The following is a 14,621-nucleotide window of genomic DNA, read 5'->3' on the forward strand; positions in this document are numbered from 1 at the left end:
AACGTCGAAGAGTTCTCGCACCGCACGTACCGAAGCGTCAAGGAGTACGGTGACCCACCCCCAGCCTCGCGCCACGCCGCACGACCCCCGACAGCCGAACCCGCAGCCGCCGACCCGCTCGTTCGCGGCGACACCGCAGCCGCCGTTCTCGGGGGCTGCGTACCCGGCGGCCGGCGGGAACACGGGCGATGGCGGCGGATATCGGGCACCCGGCGGCTCCGGCTACCCGATCATCGCACCACCACCGGCGCTGACGGACCGCGCCAAGAAGTCCGTCGTGGTCGTGGCGGTCACCGCGGCCGTACTCACCCTGCTCACCTGCGCCGGCGGCATCGTGGCGGTCGTCATCGGCACCAAGGGCACCTCGACCACGGTGAGCGAGGCACAGGCCACCCCGCCGACCCCGCCGACGAACGCCGACACCCGCGGGATGTCGCCGGGCGACACCCTGGTCGTCAACCGCGAGGCCGGCACCGTCGAGATCACCGTGACGAAGTTCAGCAGCGCCACCAAACCCTGCAAGTCCCACGGACTGAAGCCCGGCGAGGGCTTGTACGTGATCGCCGACGTGACGGTGGCTGTCACCAAGGGCACCGCGTCCACGAACCCGCTCTACTTCCAGTGGGTCGCCGCCGACGGCACCAAGACCACAGCGATCGGTGGAGCCTTCTCCGGCTGTGGCAAACCGATGCCGGCCGTCGACGACCTGACCGCCGGCACCAGAAGCACCGGCAGCGTGGTGTTCGACGTGCACGACACCTCCGGCGCGCTGGAGTACCACGACCAGTTCCAGACCGCCGGTTCCTGGAAGCCGTGACGCGCTGACACGACGTGGGGCCGACCCGTCCGGGCCGGCCCCACGCGGTGGGCGATTCGGCGGGTCAGCAGCCCGTCCAGCGCACCGGGGTCACCCGGTCGGCGAGGACGTTGCGGAACCCGACGATGGTGCCCGAGTCGGAGATGGACCGCGCACCGACGACCACCCCGGTGCCGCCGCCCGGCAGGACCCGGGAGGTGGAGCCCCGGGCAACACGGTCACCACCCACCACGACGCCCTTGGCGTTGACGTCGGCCAATGCTGGCATTTCCTGGTCGAGCAACGTGTGCGAGCCGTTGCGAAGGTCCCACCGCACCCTGGCCGAGGTGGTGCCGTTCAGCCAGGCCTGACCGATCGCCCAGCGACCCGCCGCCGCGCCAGCCGTGCTCCACTCGGCGCCGGGGATCGTGAGCGCGTCGATCCGGCCGTTCGGCCGGCGGACCCAGCTGTTCCAGTCTCCGAAGGGTCCGGCGCTGCCGACGATGGTCCCGTTGTCGGTGATCCCACCAGCCTGCGCGTCGACCGGGGCGTCGAGCACCTCCACAGTGCCCGGACGGGCGGCCGGCCAGCGCAACGCGACCAGTTGCCCGGGGACGATGTCCGAGCCGTAACCGACGATGTCGCCGGCATCGTTGATGGCGCTGACGAAGATGCCGGTGGACGGCAGCACCGGCAACTGCTCGAGCTTGCCGTTGCGGTACCTCCACGGCTGCCCGTAGCCGCTCTCCGCCGATCCGTTGCCGATCACGACGCCGTCGGTGTTGATGTCGACGGGGGTGTCCGTGCTCTTCGACTCCAGTTCGGTGACCCGCTGCCCGTCCCAGAACAGCAGCAGGTACTGGTTGTCGGTCTCACGGACCCGCAGTGCGGTGCCCGCGACGTAGCGCCCCGTCGGGTCGACCGCGTTCGCGTCGGCCCGATAGGTGTCGGTCGGGTACGGCAGCGTGCTGATCCTGCAGGTGCGGGGGGTCGCCCCGCTGGGCGCGGCGGTCGCCGTAGCGGAGACGGCGACCCCGAGAGAGGTGGCCAGCAGACCGGTCGCGGTGGCTGCGAGCATCCGGCGTCGAGTGCTTCGGTTCATCCTTGCTCCCCGTGTGGGGCCCGGGTACTCCCAGGCATCTGATTGATACCTGGCTTCACAGGTGAGCTGGCTGCACGGTTGCGCACTGTCAGCCAAGAGACAACAGCGGAACCGCCGGAGTTACCGCCCCCATGCCTCGGTGGCGGTGACGACCGGGCGGCCGGTGCGTACCGACTCCTCGACGGCGAGGCTGATCAGGTGGTCCTGGCAGGCTTCGGCAAGCGGGTACGGAGCCGGGCCTTCCTCCCGCGCCCACGCCCCGGCACGGGCGACGATGTCGGCCACCGCGATGTCGTCGTCGGACATTCCGCTGCCGACGAACGGGTTGCGGTAGACGACGTCGCCGTCGAAGCTGATGTGCTTGAGGTCGAGCCCTTCCAGGTTGAGGTCGAGACCGGTCTGCCGCCGGGTCAGGAACGACTCCACCGGCGTGCTCGGGTCGATCAGGCGGACCACCCGGTCGTCCACCAACTCACCGCGCGAGCCCCGGACCACCAACCGGCGGGTGCGCAGCGGGTTCCACCACTGGTTGTCGGTGAAGTCGTACAACCCCATCCGCCCGCCGAAGTCAATGGTCGCGAGGGTGGTGGAGAGGTGCTGCGGGGTGTCGTCGCCGCTCCAGCCGGCCGGCGAGAGCGGGTTGGCCAGCGGCGCGACGAAGGCGCGCGCGCTCACCTCGGTGCTCTCGTGACCGACGCCGAGCAGACCCCGGATCAGTGAGACCGCGTGGTACAGGTGGGTCGAGGAGATCTGGACCGAGGTCGGCTCACCGAGCACCCCGGAGCGGACCAACGCCAGCCGCGCCGCGTGCCCGGGCATCAGCAGGTACTGCTCGGCGACCTGCACCAGGCCGCTGCCTCCGACGTCAGCCCAGAGCGAGCGCAGACCCGCCAGGTCGGGGGCGGGCGGCGTCTCGGCGAGCACCGGTACGCCGGCCGCGACCAGCTCCCGGGTCGCCTCGGGCGTCACCGGCCACGGCACCGACACGATGACGAAGTCCGGCCGCTCGTGGGCGAGCATCTCCGCTGCCGTGCGGAAGGTCGACACGCCCCAGTCGGCCGTCACGGCGGCGCCCCGTGATTCGGTACGCGTCACCACCCCGGTCACCCGGAAACTGTCGGGGAGCAGCCGGGCCAGGCGTAGGAAGAACTCACCTCGCCAGCCGCTGCCGATGATGCCGAACCGGGTCTGGGCCACCGAAGTCATCTGGGCTCCTCACGTAGAGGTCCGGATGCTAACCGTTCCACTTCGCTACGGTTGCGCTGATGAACACCGAGCCGTTGCGGGCCGCGCCCGTGCTGGTGCCCGACGCGGGACCACCCCTGGACTACTACCTGGTCCTACCTCGACCCGACGACAGCGCCCCGGCCACCACTGTGGACGGGATAGTCGTCGAGGAGTTCACCCGCCACCACGACTTCACCACGACAGGGCTGGACAACGCGGCCTGGACACCGGAGGCCGGCTGGTGGAGTTCCGCCGCGCTGAGCCGCGCCATGCGTACCGACCCCGAGGTGTTGACCCGGGTGCTCCCCACCTCCCGCCGTGAGGCCGAGGACGTCCACCGCGCGCTCGATGGCGGGCAACTGCCGGCCGAGGCGGTGCTTCGTACGCACTTCCTCGACCATCAACCGATCGCCGCCGCCCCACCGCTGCGGCTCGGCCCGACGCAGCCACCGGCCGGCTTCCACGAGCGGCGGGTGTACCGCGTCCTCTTCGCCAAGGATCTCCGCGCCGAGCAGGTGGCGAGCCTCCGGACGGCCTGGCGGACACCGGCGGACGGCACTGTCGCGTCCGCCGCGAGCGGTCGTCTCGACGAGCACGGCGACCGGTTCACCTGGGATCTGCGCCGCGTCGGCCACTCCCTCGCCTGGTCTCTCGACGTGACCGCGCTGCTGGGGACCGACGCCACCGCGGCGCTCGGCTCGACCCTGTCCGAGCTGACGAACGTCCTGCGCCAGCACGGCCTGATACCGGTGACGACCGAACGCTTCGCCTAGGTGGATCAACGCCGGGTCGTCACGACCTGGCCCTGGGTCGGTCACGCACCCCGAAGATCGCAAAAGGCCGTCTCCGACTCGCGGAAACGGCCTTTGACCTGGGGTGGAGCTGAGGGGATTTGAACCCCTTACACCTCCGACTCTAATAGATCATCTACTATCGGACGGATCGCTGAGCTGGCCTGCACAACCGTCATCAACGCCTCTCGACATTTGACACGGCTTTTCGGCCCCAGTTGTGCCGGATCTGTGCCCGATGATCTTCAACCAACCCTTCGCCCCCGAGACAAGGGGCTGCAACACCCGCCCACCACCCAGCACCTCTGGGCAGAGGGATCGGCGAGGCCACTGGCCGGAGCGAGTGCGTCTCGTGTAGCTTTCGGTTACAGCATGTGATGAGGTGATGTTGTGGGCAAAGGCACGTCTCGCACCGCCGGGCCCCCCTTTGCAACGCGGCGCACCCGCCTAATGCATCGCTGGTCGTGGATCACCGGAGCTGCATCGCTCATGGACCTCTCGGGCGAGGGCACTCGGCAAGCCCTTCTTTCGATCGTCGACGCGGAGGGCACGCTAGCCTCGGATGAGGCCAGGCTCAGTCGGGGCGAAGCAGCTTACGACCTACTGGCAGGCCCGACCAAAGCATGGGCATCTCCGCCGAAAAAGCGGTCTGCAAAGCCTGAGCTGTCGCCAATTCCCTTGGACAACATAGAGCTTCCTCCCGGCGGCTCTCTCGTTGCCGTCCAACTGAGGGATTACGGAGACATCGAAGAAGCCACGCGACACTTTAGGAACGGCACGTTGGTTGTGATCGATCTACGTGCATGCGACATCGACGATGCTCGGCGTTCCGTAGATTTCGCGGCAGGGCTGGCATTGGGCTTGCGCGGCTCAATGATGCCGGTAGTTCCGGGAGTATTCTTACTTGTCCCCCACGGGCTCTCAGTGCAGGTAAGAAAGCAGAGCGGACCCGAGGCTTCTGGTTTCAATAAAGGGACGGCCTGAGGCTATGACACCGAGGTCGGCAAGCAATCGGGAGACTCAGGCAGGGGCACACATATGAGCAATACGCCCCCGGTTCCTAAGCAAGAAAGCCGGAAAACTGCGCCGGGCTCTTTCAAGGAGCACTACCTCCGAATGGAGCAGGAATATCGGCACGAGATGGGCAGATCGTCAATTGCTCTAGCTCGCCGCGCCCAGACCTTCGCGCTGGCCCTGGCTGGCCTATTCCTGTCCGCTGGAACTACGGTCATTATCCTAGGACATGACATCGCAGGCGCGACGATAGCAGCTACTGCTCCAGTCTCCCTTGCGACTGTGTTTCTAGCCGGAAGTCGCGCTCGATCCAGCGCGACGACTCAAGACAAAGCAGAGCCTGAGCAATTGAGTGATGCCTCGGAAATCGATGAGCAGGCGAGTTAGCAATCGGTGTGACAGATCCGGCTTCACCGCCCCATTGCGACCTAAGCCATCCCGTCGGCCTTCGTCCGCACATCGTGGAGTGGGTGGGGCCTGCCCGGTCAAGGTGGAGCACCCCACTGTCTGAACGACCTTGACCGGGCAGGCCCCACCTGCTCGGCTCCGCCCGGACGGAGGTTGTCCGGGATGGCACCAACCATCCCAGAGCGCCTGAGCGCCCCGCCGGAGGCACGCCCTGGTCGTCGTCTTCAACACCGGAGCCCCGGATCTGCCACTCATCATGGCGGCCCGGGGCTTCTTCGTATGTCGCGCCGTCGGCGGGGCTGCAACCGTTCGGGGTGCGCCTCGTGCGCTTGCGCTAAGAGGCGCGGGGTCCCCGATCGGCGACCGGTGTCGGTCGGCCCCTGGTCGGCGGCGCGAGCGGCCTGCGAAGCGGGCCGCCTTGATCCCGTACAGAAAGTTCTCACAAAGGGGACTCAACCTAGCCTATGATCATTTACCGCCTCCGACGGGCTCACCGTGACCCGCAACCTGAAACCTCTTTCGGTAACGTCTGCCTGGTGACTATCTCGCCCGACGCGAACCCAGAAGACCACCCACGGAACGGTTTCACTGTCGTTCGAATGGTGTCGGTTCTCGGGGAACGACTGCCAATACCCAGCGGAACCGTATTTGACCTAAGACACCCGCTCACCGAAATGCGTCACGGTGCAATAATTGGCAGCATTAGCGCTGGGGCCGCTGACGACGAATTGGTTCTTCACGAGCATTGGAGGAGCGGCAGCTTCTACGCGCGGCTTATCGACGTCGCAGTGCGACACGAGGACGATACGATCCACTACGACGCGAGAGAGTCTGGATCAGCGGATGGTTCGGATTCGACAATGGCACAGGTTGCAGAGGCCCTCGTCGCATCTCACGCCACTTTAGGCTGCAAGGATTGCCAAAACAATGCGGTGGAGAGATCAGGTCGCGCGCTCGACAGCTTTCTCGACACGCTGGAGCAAGCGTATACATACGCGACCATGAGGCCTGTAAACGTCAAACGACGCCCAATGCCGAGCGCAGATCGCTGGTTTGATGTTATCGAGTACAACGCATCAACAAATGATCGAACTTCAGAAGCGGAAAGCTTCGTCACTGACAGCATCACCCCACTAGAGCCGGTGACCTTAGAAGAACCAATGGTGGAGCGCTTTAGCACCGCCATGTGGGCAGTGGCACGCCATCGGGAACTTGCTCTCTATGTTGACTTTGTAGCCGACTCGATCCGCACTTTACAATTCCATGACCAAGCATCCGGCAGTCTCATTCTTTCCGCTCAAGCGTCCGAAGCGTTGCTCGACCTCACTTTGCAACACATGCTGTGGTGGGACGGTATGAGCGCAGAACATGCGGCCGAGCTATTCAAAGGCGGCATAGTAGCGCGGGTCAAGCACATTCCTAATTACGGGGATAGGCTTGGCGGCTCATGGGACGGTAGCACCGGCCCAGTGCATGACTGGAAGGTGAACATCGCCGATCCGCGCAATCGCGTCGCGCACGGAGGTAGGCACGCCTCAAGGCAGGAGGGAGAGCTGGCCATTGAGGCCGCGAGGGGTTTGTACGACTTCATCTGCGAACTCGCGAATCGTGAAAAGGCGCGGCGCTTCTACCCAGCATTGTCAGCACTCTTGGTCGCTGGCAATCAGGAGAAGCTTTCGACCAAACGGCAAAGAGATGCTGCGGATCAGTATTACCATGCCGAAGCCGGAGAACACCACGAGCGATTCCAAAGGTGGCGCTCCGTCCTCAATAGAGAAAGGTCTAGGATAAACGGAAATCCACTCACACCCAGCACATCCTTCGCTGAGTGTGTCGCATTTTTCGAAAGCGGCGTCATCAAGTCCTGGTGGCTGCTAGACCCTGAGTCATTCTCGGTCATCCAGGTTGAACCGTTCGGGGCCGACGCAGATGTACAGGGCGTCGTCAATAACTACGTGCGGCGATCGGGCAAGAACGAAGGTGTGATCCCACTTGAAATCGACAAGATTCCCGACCTTGCGCCCGGCGCGGCTTGGCGTGATGCGATGTCGTTGGTTGGAATGGAGACCGAGTGTGGGCTTGCGTCACGGTTCGTGCGTTAATCCCCATTCCAAGCTCGCGTATGCCCGTCGACCGATACTTGGTCGACCGGTGCTTCTCGGCTAGGCTGATGCGGTGAAGAACTTTGCGCTGAAAGCGGAACAGATTGCCGGGGAGAAGCTTTCGGCCGAACTACCTCGCCGATGGCTGCATGTCCAAGCGGTCGCATCTAAGGCACGACAGCTGGGCCCCCTGGTCGGCGAGGATTTAGACACCCTGGTTGCTGCTGCATGGCTGCACGATATCGGTTACGCGCGGGAAGTCGTTGACACCGGTTTCCACTCACTGGACGGAGCGCGATGGCTGCTCCGCCACAGCTTCGGTCTCCGCATTGCTGGGCTTGTTGCTTACCACTCCTGCGCGTCATATGAGGCCGACGAACGGGGCTTGAGCGAGGCCCTTAAGAAAGAGTTTCCGTTTGAAGAGTCGACTGTAGCGGACACCCTTTGGTACGCCGACATGACGACCGGACCTGATGGACAGAACCTAAGCGCAGAGGACCGGTTGGCCGAAATCCGAGTGCGGTATGGCCCAGAACACCTCGTGACTCGCTTTTGGCGGCGAGCGGAACCAGCGCTTATGGAGGTCATTCGGCGGACTCGGGAGCGTATTGCGGATCAACCGATGTAAGGAGCTGCCCGACGATCGAATCCGTGGTCGATGCGGAGCCGCATAGAAGGATGGATTTGCAGGTTACCCAGCTCATCTCGTGCGACCCACTGAACCGCCGACGACTCGTCGCTCGTCGTCGGCGCACCACCCAAGTATCGACCTTTGAGACAGATTGAGAACTGCTGCCGCACTTCGCCGTCGCTGTACTCCACGACGTGGTTCGGGTTGGAGTAGATCCCGACCATGTCCGCTACCTCGACCTCGACGCCGGTCTCCTCTCGCGTCTCGCGTACGGCCGTCTCGGCGATGTACTCGCCGAAGTCCTGGGCGCCGCCAGGCAGCGCCCACAGGCCGTTGTCGGTCCGCTGAATGAGCAGCACCCGCCCCTGCTCGTCCTGGACAAAGACGGTGACCGCCACGACGATGCTGTTCGGCTTCGGGGCGTTCGGGTTGTTGAAGTGCTCGATCCGGGCCATGCCTCCAGCCTCTCACCGCACGCGACTCAGTGTTCAGGCCAGACGGCCCGCTTCTTGCCGAGGACTCGGTTGAAGCTGGCGACGTAGCTATCGAAGAGGTCGCCGCCGCCGAGCCGGCGTAGGTGCAGCACCGGGGCGTAGGCGGCTGGTGTGCCGTAGAGGTGGGTGTTGACCAGCATTTCGTCGTCGAACCGGTAGATGGAGTTGTAGAGGATCGTGTCGTGGTAGTAGATCCCGACGTTGTCCAGGTCTCGTAGGTCTTTATAGAAGGCCAGGGCATTCAGGATCTTGCTCGACATGGCTTCGCCGATTCCCTCATCGTCCCCGCGTTCGGCGATGTTCTTGCCCTCCGGGTCGCCGAATAACAGCTCCACCTGGGCCCCGGCCAACGCCTTCTCGCGAAGCGTCGGAACCCATCGGTGGTTGAACTCGGGGAGAAACAGTCCCCCGTACACGAGGACGCCGACCTGTCGGGTGGCCTGCTCCAGGAGCCGCTGCCAGAGGTCGGTGGGGACGGCTCCGCGGCGCGGGTAGATGTGGACGATCTCTGACTGGCTGACCTGCACGGCTCGCTGTGTCGGCAGGGCGTCCGGCCATAGGTACGACTCGCTCTCGTCCAGTAGCTCGGCGATGGTGTGGCGATAGCGCGGGTACGGGTTGCGGGTCTGCGTGACCCACCGCTCAACGGTCTTCGGATCAACACCCAGCCTGTCGGCAAGCATGGCCGACGTCAGGCCCTTCTTGAGCAACCCGTTGCGAAGGCGGTCGTTCGGCATCGCGGCTCCTGCTCGTTCACTGCCGAGGGACAACTTGAGGGACGACTTATCCTAGCCTGGACGTCCCTACTCGTCCATGCCTGGTGGTGAAGTTGTCACCACCGGTCGACGGACCCTGATTCCACAAGAGCTGTCGTCCAGATAGGACGCGATCGGCCCACCGAAAGGGCTCAGCTCACGAGATGAAGGAGTCAGTTATGGGACGTCTGCTGCTGGACACCTCGCGGGTGTCGTACGAGGTCGCGGTGAACCCGGTTCCGAAGCTGGACCAGACGGGTCAGCAGAAGTTCGACCGTGAGTCGAAGCAGCCGATGTGGGCGGTGCAGCTTTACGCCCTGTCGGAGGGAAGCGCGGAGGTCATCAACGTGACGGTGGTCAGCCCGGTGATGCCGGCGGTGGCTGTTCGTCAGCCGGTGGTGCCGATGGACCTGGAGGCGCTGCCCTGGGTCAACGACCGGGACGGCAAGGTCCGCTCCGGCGTGGCGTTCCGGGCTTCGGCGCTGACCGCGATGGAGACCGCCGCCGTCTAGCGGCCGGTGTTCCTGTTCGGCTCCACAGAAGCGAAGAGGTGGACACGGGGTCGCCGTTGATTGGCGTCGTCTGCGACCCCGCGTCCTGTCCAACAAGGTCCCTACTAGGGAGGACTTGTCGTGTCCAAGTCTAGCCAGAGGTCCCCGTTCGGCTGGTCGAACCGTGGGGGGCAAGTCACTGTCATCGAAGCGCCGGTTGCCCGCTCGTACCGTCGCCGGGCCACCATCGCGTTCTGGGTCACCCTCGGTGTGGTCGGCCTCCTGGCCGCCACGGTGGCCTCGGAGTACATGCACCCGATCCTGGGTGGCCTGCTCGGCGTCGTCCTCGGCGCGGTGCTCGGCGCGGCGCTGTCCGCGCTGATCGTGGCGTGGCCGGTCCTGCGCGTCTTCTGGCACTGGCTGCCAGAGATCCTGCTCGGCCTGGCCGCCGTCTACGGCTGGACCACGCTGATGCAGTCGACCCCGCTGTGGGGTTCGCTGCTCGTCGTCGCCCTGGTCGTCGGCGTCCCCGCCGCCATCGCCCCGGTTCGCCGTCGGGTTATGGCCTGGGTGTGGTGCCTGATCGTGCGGCACCGGCTGCGGTTGTGCTTCGCGGCGTTCATCGCCACCAACCGGCACGGCTCGCTGCCGCTGATCCTGCTCGCCCGGCCGACCCCGGCCGGTGAGCGGGTCTGGGTGTGGCTGCGCCCTGGTCTGTCTCTGCGGGATCTGGAGCAGGACGGCCAGGTGCAGAAGCTCGCGGTGGCGTGCTGGGCCAACGAGGTCCGCGTCATGCGCGCCGGTCGCAAGTACGCCGCGTTCATCCGGCTGGACATCACCCGCCGCGAACCCCTGGCGCACACCATCGTGTCGCCGCTGCCGGACTACGTCCCCACAGACATCCCGGCCAACGCCCCTACCTCTCCGGGCATGCCGCCTGTCGGCCTGGACCTGCCCGACGTACCCGACGTGCCGGTCACCGCATCGACCGATGCGCCCCGCCAGCGCAAGCCGCGCAACCCCACCACTACCGCGAGCCCGAACGGGTTCGACCCCTCCGACTACGCCTAACCACCGGGACGGCGCGGACCAAGCACCCCTGACGGGTCAAGAGTCCGCGCCACACCCATCCCCCACCCGCCTGACACGTACGTGTCAACCAACCCTCGGGAGTCGTCGTGGACCTCACCGACACCATCGAACTACCCACCCCGGCGGACACGGTGCCGGTCGGCGCGGGCCTGTCCATTTTCGACCCGGTCTTCCTCGGCATCGACGAGTTCGGCCACCCGGCCTACCTGCCGATGATCTACCGCAACATCCTCATCGGCGGTGAACCCGGTGCCGGCAAATCGTCGCTGCTGAACACCATCGTTGGGCACGCGGCGCTGTGCCCTGATGTGCGGCTGTGCTTGCTGGATGGCAAGCAGGTTGAGCTGGGTTTGTGGAAGGACGCCGCCGACGTGTTCGTCGGCCCGGACATAGACCACGCCATCCGCACCCTGCGCCGCGTCCAGACGGTGATGGACAACCGGTACTCGTTCCTGCTGGCCCGGCGTCGCCGGAAGATCGGCCCGAACGACGTGTTCGGGCAGATCCTCGTGGCTTGCGACGAGATCGCCTACTTTTCCGCCACCGCCGGGGACAAGAAGGACCAGGATCTGTTCGCCGCGCTGCTGCGCGACATCGTCGCCCGGGGACGCGCCGTCGGCATCATCGTGGCCGCCGCCACTCAGCGCCCGTCGTCGGACATCATCCCGCCGTCGCTGCGGGACCTGTTCGCCTGGCGGTTCGCCGGCCGCTGCACCAACGACGTGTCCTCCGACATCGTCCTCGGCCACGGCTGGTACGCCCGCGGCTTCTCCTCCAACAGCATCGACCCCAACAACCAAGGCGAGGGCTACCTCATCGCCGAAGGCGGCACCCCCAACCGCGTGAAAGCCGCCTACATGACTGACGCCGACATCATCCGCGTCGCCGACTACGCCACCTGGACCCGCCGCCGCAGCGGCCTCGTCGCCCCCGCCGACCTGCGGGCAGCGGCATGAACACCACGACCGCTACCCCGACCCGCGTCCTGGACCTCGTGCTCGTCGGGACCGGCGAGGACATCGCCGCCCTGACCCTCATCGCCCGCCAGTCGGGCGCCCTGGTCTACCGCTCCGCACCCGCTCTTGTCAGCGACGGCAGGCAACGGGTGATTCTCCGGCTCCACCTGCACCACCGATAGAAGCGGCCGACGAACCGGGACCAGCCCTAGGAAAGCAACCCCGGCTCGCCGACCCAACCACCGCCCACGAAAGGACGTGGCCGCCATGAACCCTACCCAAAAACAGCCCACCACCCCCGCCGCGCTGGCCGACCTGACCCCGGCCGACACTTTGCGCTGCGCCGCCCGCTACCTCGAAATTCGAGGCTGGACCCAGGGCGACCCCTACGAGCTGGCCGAGAACTCGGCGTTCCCGCCAGCCTGCACCCTCGGTGCCATCGCCATGGCCATCTACGGCCACCCCGTCTCCATCGAGGACCGCTACTGCGGCGACGGTGCCGCCGCCGACCTGTGGGACACCACCGTCACCTACCTGGCCGACTTCCTCCGGCATGACGGCCGTACGCCCAACTTCGACGACAACTCGCCCTCGACCTCGGCAACGGAGACCGTCGCCGACTGGAACGACGACGCCACCGAAACCCTGCCCGGAGTCCTCGACGTCCTGCGCGCCTGCGCCGATGACTACGACTGGACCCACGCCACCGAAGACCAGCTCGAAACCTACGCCGAACACGAGTACAGCCAAGAACGGCTGCCCACCCGCGCCGGCTTCCTCGTCTGGCGAGCGGCCCGATGAGCACCGTGTCCGCTCTGCCCACCGGCAACGTTCACGCCGTCCTCGACCGTGCCGCCCTCTACCTGGGCCGCTACGGCTGGACCCCGACCGGTCTCTATGACGCCCACGACGCCTGCCGCGCCACGTGCGCCTGTCACCGCACCGGCACCTACCCGGCGTCGATCCTCGGCGCGATCCGGGCCGCCGTGTTCGGCCGCCCCCGCTGGTACCTGACCGGCATCACCGACGCCGACCAGCACGCCTACAGCGCCGCCGTCGAGTGGTTCAACACCTACCTCATCGCCGTCGGCCACGCCGGCCTGCACACCTCGGTCTTCGCCTGGGAGACCGCCCGTGGCCGCACCCCGGCCGACGTCACGCAGGCGCTGTGCGCCGCCGCCATCGCCTACCGCAAGCACACCATCCGGAGGGCCGCCGCATGAGCACTGCCGCCCACATCCCCGACGTGACACGTACGTGTCAAGACACGGTCTCTACCGCTGCGCTCGTCGCCGCCCTGGAAGCCGCCTGGGCGGCCATCCGCGCCCAGCACGCCGAAGTTCCGGCCGCCGTTCTGGTGGTCGGCTCTGGCTCTCCCACCAAGCCCAGTCAGGGCATGAAGTGGGGCCACTTCGCCGCCCTGCGCTGGCAAGCCGGCGATACCCAGTTACCCGAAATCCTCATCTCCGGTGAGGGCCTGTCCCGCGAACCGGAAGCCGTGTTCACCACGCTCCTGCACGAAGCCACCCACGCCCTCGCCGACGTGCGCGGCATTCAGGACACCTCCCGGCAGGGCCGCTGGCACAACAAGAAGTTCGCCACCCTCGCCGCCGAACTCGGCCTGTCCACGACCAAGGACGACAAGCTCGGCTACTCGCCCTGCACCCTGACCGACCTCACCCGCGCCCGCTACAAGGCCACCATCACCGGCCTCACTGAGGCGCTGCGGTTCTACCGCCACCCCGAACCGACCGGGGAAGGCAAAACCCGCACGAACAACAACAACGGCGTCTCGTGCGAATGCGAGTGCCCCCGCAAGCTGCGCATCTCCAAGGCCGCCTTCGAGGAAGGGCCGATCGTCTGCGCCCTCTGCTCGGCGGCGTTCCTGCCCGAGGACATCGACCGCGACACCTACGAACACCCCACCTTCGCCACCGGCACCCCAGCCGGCGACGACGACCAGGACCAGGCCGACGACGACTCGGAGGACCCGATGGTGTTCTACGACCCGACCGGCGAGCGCTACGGCCTGCCGACCTACCCCTACAAGTTCGCACCCGACGGGCTGCTGACCCGCCGTCAGCTTCGCGCCCGACAGCTGCGCCCCGGCGGCCAAGACCCCGCCGCGCAACTCATGTGGCGTCGCGGCAAGCGCGTCGCCTACCTGTTCCGCCTCGACCTCGCGATGCCCAAGCGCACCGCCACCCCCGCCCAGTTGACGGCCATCGACAAGGCGCTCACCGCGCGGCGCACCTGCCCCGACTGCCGGCAGGTCAAGCCCTACTACATCCCCCGCCGTACCGGCTCCTGCTTTGACTGCAACCCGGAGGTAACCCGATGAACCCCGCACTCGTCTTCGCGGTAATCACCGCCGTCCTCATCCCGGCGCATCAACTCGCCGACCACATCGTGCAAACCGACGCTGACGCGTCCCACAAAGCCGAGCCCGGCTGGGCCGGCTGGCGTCACCTTCTGATCCACGTGACCACCTACCACCTCACGGTCGCGGCCATGCTCGCCGTCACCGTCGCCCTGCTCGACCTGCCGGTGTCCGCTCTCGGACTCACCGCCGGCCTGGCCTTCTCGGCCATCACCCACGCGCTCCTGGACCGCCGCTGGACGGTCCGCCTGATCCTGCACGCCACCGGCTCCGCCGCCTTCGCCGACCGACAGACCCCGGTCTGCGGCATGTACCTCGCCGACCAATCCCTTCACTACGCCTGCCTCTGGGTCTCTGCCCTGCTCATCGCCTGCCTCTGAAA

At 66.4% G+C, this 14,621-nt stretch carries 17 protein-coding genes; 13 read left to right on the plus strand and 4 right to left on the minus strand.

What is annotated here, in order from left to right:
- The first annotated feature begins 49 nt into the window (after positions 1-49).
- Positions 50-817: a hypothetical protein gene (locus ACGF3C_RS00725; RefSeq protein ID WP_393217523.1), complete on the plus strand. Its 768-nt coding sequence runs from the start codon at positions 50-52 to the stop codon at positions 815-817.
- A 64-nt stretch (positions 818-881) separates the two neighbouring features.
- On the opposite strand, the gene ACGF3C_RS00730 is transcribed toward ACGF3C_RS00725, so the two are convergent.
- On the minus strand, positions 882-1,898 hold the full coding sequence (locus ACGF3C_RS00730) for a hypothetical protein (RefSeq protein WP_393217525.1): 1,017 nt from the start codon (positions 1,896-1,898) through the stop codon (positions 882-884).
- Positions 1,899-2,018: 120 nt separating this feature from the next.
- Complete coding sequence (locus ACGF3C_RS00735) at positions 2,019-3,104, minus strand: Gfo/Idh/MocA family protein (RefSeq protein ID WP_393217527.1); 1,086 nt, start codon at positions 3,102-3,104, stop codon at positions 2,019-2,021.
- Between the two features lie 59 nt (positions 3,105-3,163).
- On the opposite strand from ACGF3C_RS00735, the gene ACGF3C_RS00740 reads away from it, so the two are divergent.
- From ACGF3C_RS00740 to ACGF3C_RS00755, 4 genes are all read left to right on the plus strand, one after another.
- Complete coding sequence (locus ACGF3C_RS00740; protein ID WP_357226682.1) at positions 3,164-3,898, plus strand: hypothetical protein; 735 nt, start codon at positions 3,164-3,166, stop codon at positions 3,896-3,898.
- 507 nt (positions 3,899-4,405) lie between these two features.
- Positions 4,406-4,900: a cell division protein SepF gene (gene sepF, locus ACGF3C_RS00745; RefSeq protein ID WP_393217530.1), complete on the plus strand. Its 495-nt coding sequence runs from the start codon at positions 4,406-4,408 to the stop codon at positions 4,898-4,900.
- 974 nt (positions 4,901-5,874) lie between these two features.
- Positions 5,875-7,440 (plus strand): hypothetical protein, encoded by a 1,566-nt coding sequence (locus ACGF3C_RS00750; RefSeq protein ID WP_393217532.1) that lies wholly within the window; start codon positions 5,875-5,877, stop codon positions 7,438-7,440.
- A gap of 73 nt (positions 7,441-7,513) precedes the next feature.
- On the plus strand, positions 7,514-8,068 hold the full coding sequence (locus tag ACGF3C_RS00755) for an HD domain-containing protein (protein WP_393217534.1): 555 nt from the start codon (positions 7,514-7,516) through the stop codon (positions 8,066-8,068).
- Here ACGF3C_RS00755 and ACGF3C_RS00760 read toward each other — a convergent pair.
- Both ACGF3C_RS00760 and ACGF3C_RS00765 read right to left on the minus strand, forming a co-directional pair.
- On the minus strand, positions 8,056-8,526 hold the full coding sequence (locus ACGF3C_RS00760) for an NUDIX hydrolase (RefSeq protein WP_393217536.1): 471 nt from the start codon (positions 8,524-8,526) through the stop codon (positions 8,056-8,058). The genes ACGF3C_RS00755 and ACGF3C_RS00760 overlap by 13 nt on opposite strands.
- Positions 8,527-8,552: 26 nt before the next feature.
- On the minus strand, positions 8,553-9,302 hold the full coding sequence (locus ACGF3C_RS00765; protein WP_393217538.1) for a helix-turn-helix domain-containing protein: 750 nt from the start codon (positions 9,300-9,302) through the stop codon (positions 8,553-8,555).
- A 197-nt stretch (positions 9,303-9,499) separates the two neighbouring features.
- Between ACGF3C_RS00765 and ACGF3C_RS00770 the strand changes: the two genes are divergently transcribed.
- From ACGF3C_RS00770 to ACGF3C_RS00805, 8 genes are all read left to right on the plus strand, one after another.
- A complete protein-coding gene (locus ACGF3C_RS00770; protein WP_393217540.1) occupies positions 9,500-9,832 on the plus strand; it encodes a hypothetical protein in 333 nt (110 codons plus the stop codon).
- A gap of 120 nt (positions 9,833-9,952) precedes the next feature.
- Entirely contained in the window at positions 9,953-10,882 is a 930-nt protein-coding gene (locus ACGF3C_RS00775) for a hypothetical protein (protein WP_393217542.1), read from the plus strand.
- Between the two features lie 107 nt (positions 10,883-10,989).
- Complete coding sequence (locus ACGF3C_RS00780) at positions 10,990-11,859, plus strand: FtsK/SpoIIIE domain-containing protein (RefSeq protein ID WP_393217544.1); 870 nt, start codon at positions 10,990-10,992, stop codon at positions 11,857-11,859.
- The gene (locus ACGF3C_RS00785; RefSeq protein WP_393217546.1) at positions 11,856-12,041 is read left to right on the plus strand and encodes a hypothetical protein; all 186 of its coding nucleotides are present in this window, start codon (positions 11,856-11,858) and stop codon (positions 12,039-12,041) included. Before ACGF3C_RS00780 ends, ACGF3C_RS00785 begins: the two co-directional genes overlap by 4 nt.
- A gap of 85 nt (positions 12,042-12,126) precedes the next feature.
- On the plus strand, positions 12,127-12,660 hold the full coding sequence (locus tag ACGF3C_RS00790) for a hypothetical protein (protein ID WP_393217548.1): 534 nt from the start codon (positions 12,127-12,129) through the stop codon (positions 12,658-12,660).
- On the plus strand, positions 12,657-13,082 hold the full coding sequence (locus tag ACGF3C_RS00795) for a hypothetical protein (RefSeq protein WP_393217550.1): 426 nt from the start codon (positions 12,657-12,659) through the stop codon (positions 13,080-13,082). The genes ACGF3C_RS00790 and ACGF3C_RS00795 overlap by 4 nt, the downstream gene beginning before the upstream one ends.
- 770 nt (positions 13,083-13,852) lie before the next feature.
- On the plus strand, positions 13,853-14,200 hold the full coding sequence (locus ACGF3C_RS00800; protein ID WP_393219027.1) for an RRQRL motif-containing zinc-binding protein: 348 nt from the start codon (positions 13,853-13,855) through the stop codon (positions 14,198-14,200).
- Positions 14,197-14,619 carry a DUF3307 domain-containing protein gene (locus tag ACGF3C_RS00805; protein ID WP_357687221.1) on the plus strand — a complete coding sequence of 141 codons (423 nt, stop codon included), beginning with the start codon at positions 14,197-14,199 and terminating at the stop codon, positions 14,617-14,619. Before ACGF3C_RS00800 ends, ACGF3C_RS00805 begins: the two co-directional genes overlap by 4 nt.
- The last annotated feature ends 2 nt before the right edge of the window (positions 14,620-14,621 follow it).

Origin of the sequence: Micromonospora sp. NPDC047762, assembly GCF_043204655.1 — a bacterium.
Lineage (GTDB): Bacteria > Actinomycetota > Actinomycetes > Mycobacteriales > Micromonosporaceae > Micromonospora.

Excerpts from the sequence above, each read along its gene's own strand:
- ACGF3C_RS00735 (WP_393217527.1), bottom strand. The coding sequence starts at position 3,104 with ATGACTTCGGTGGCCCAGACCCGGTTCGGCATCATCGGCAGCGGCTGG.
- sepF (WP_393217530.1), top strand. The coding sequence starts at position 4,406 with ATGGACCTCTCGGGCGAGGGCACTCGGCAAGCCCTTCTTTCGATCGTC.
- ACGF3C_RS00765 (WP_393217538.1), bottom strand. The coding sequence starts at position 9,302 with ATGCCGAACGACCGCCTTCGCAACGGGTTGCTCAAGAAGGGCCTGACG.
- ACGF3C_RS00790 (WP_393217548.1), top strand. The coding sequence starts at position 12,127 with ATGAACCCTACCCAAAAACAGCCCACCACCCCCGCCGCGCTGGCCGAC.
- ACGF3C_RS00785 (WP_393217546.1), top strand. The coding sequence starts at position 11,856 with ATGAACACCACGACCGCTACCCCGACCCGCGTCCTGGACCTCGTGCTC.
- ACGF3C_RS00795 (WP_393217550.1), top strand. The coding sequence starts at position 12,657 with ATGAGCACCGTGTCCGCTCTGCCCACCGGCAACGTTCACGCCGTCCTC.
- ACGF3C_RS00740 (WP_357226682.1), top strand. The coding sequence starts at position 3,164 with ATGAACACCGAGCCGTTGCGGGCCGCGCCCGTGCTGGTGCCCGACGCG.
- ACGF3C_RS00730 (WP_393217525.1), bottom strand. The coding sequence starts at position 1,898 with ATGAACCGAAGCACTCGACGCCGGATGCTCGCAGCCACCGCGACCGGT.
- ACGF3C_RS00760 (WP_393217536.1), bottom strand. The coding sequence starts at position 8,526 with ATGGCCCGGATCGAGCACTTCAACAACCCGAACGCCCCGAAGCCGAAC.
- ACGF3C_RS00770 (WP_393217540.1), top strand. The coding sequence starts at position 9,500 with ATGGGACGTCTGCTGCTGGACACCTCGCGGGTGTCGTACGAGGTCGCG.
- ACGF3C_RS00800 (WP_393219027.1), top strand. The coding sequence starts at position 13,853 with ATGGTGTTCTACGACCCGACCGGCGAGCGCTACGGCCTGCCGACCTAC.
- ACGF3C_RS00805 (WP_357687221.1), top strand. The coding sequence starts at position 14,197 with ATGAACCCCGCACTCGTCTTCGCGGTAATCACCGCCGTCCTCATCCCG.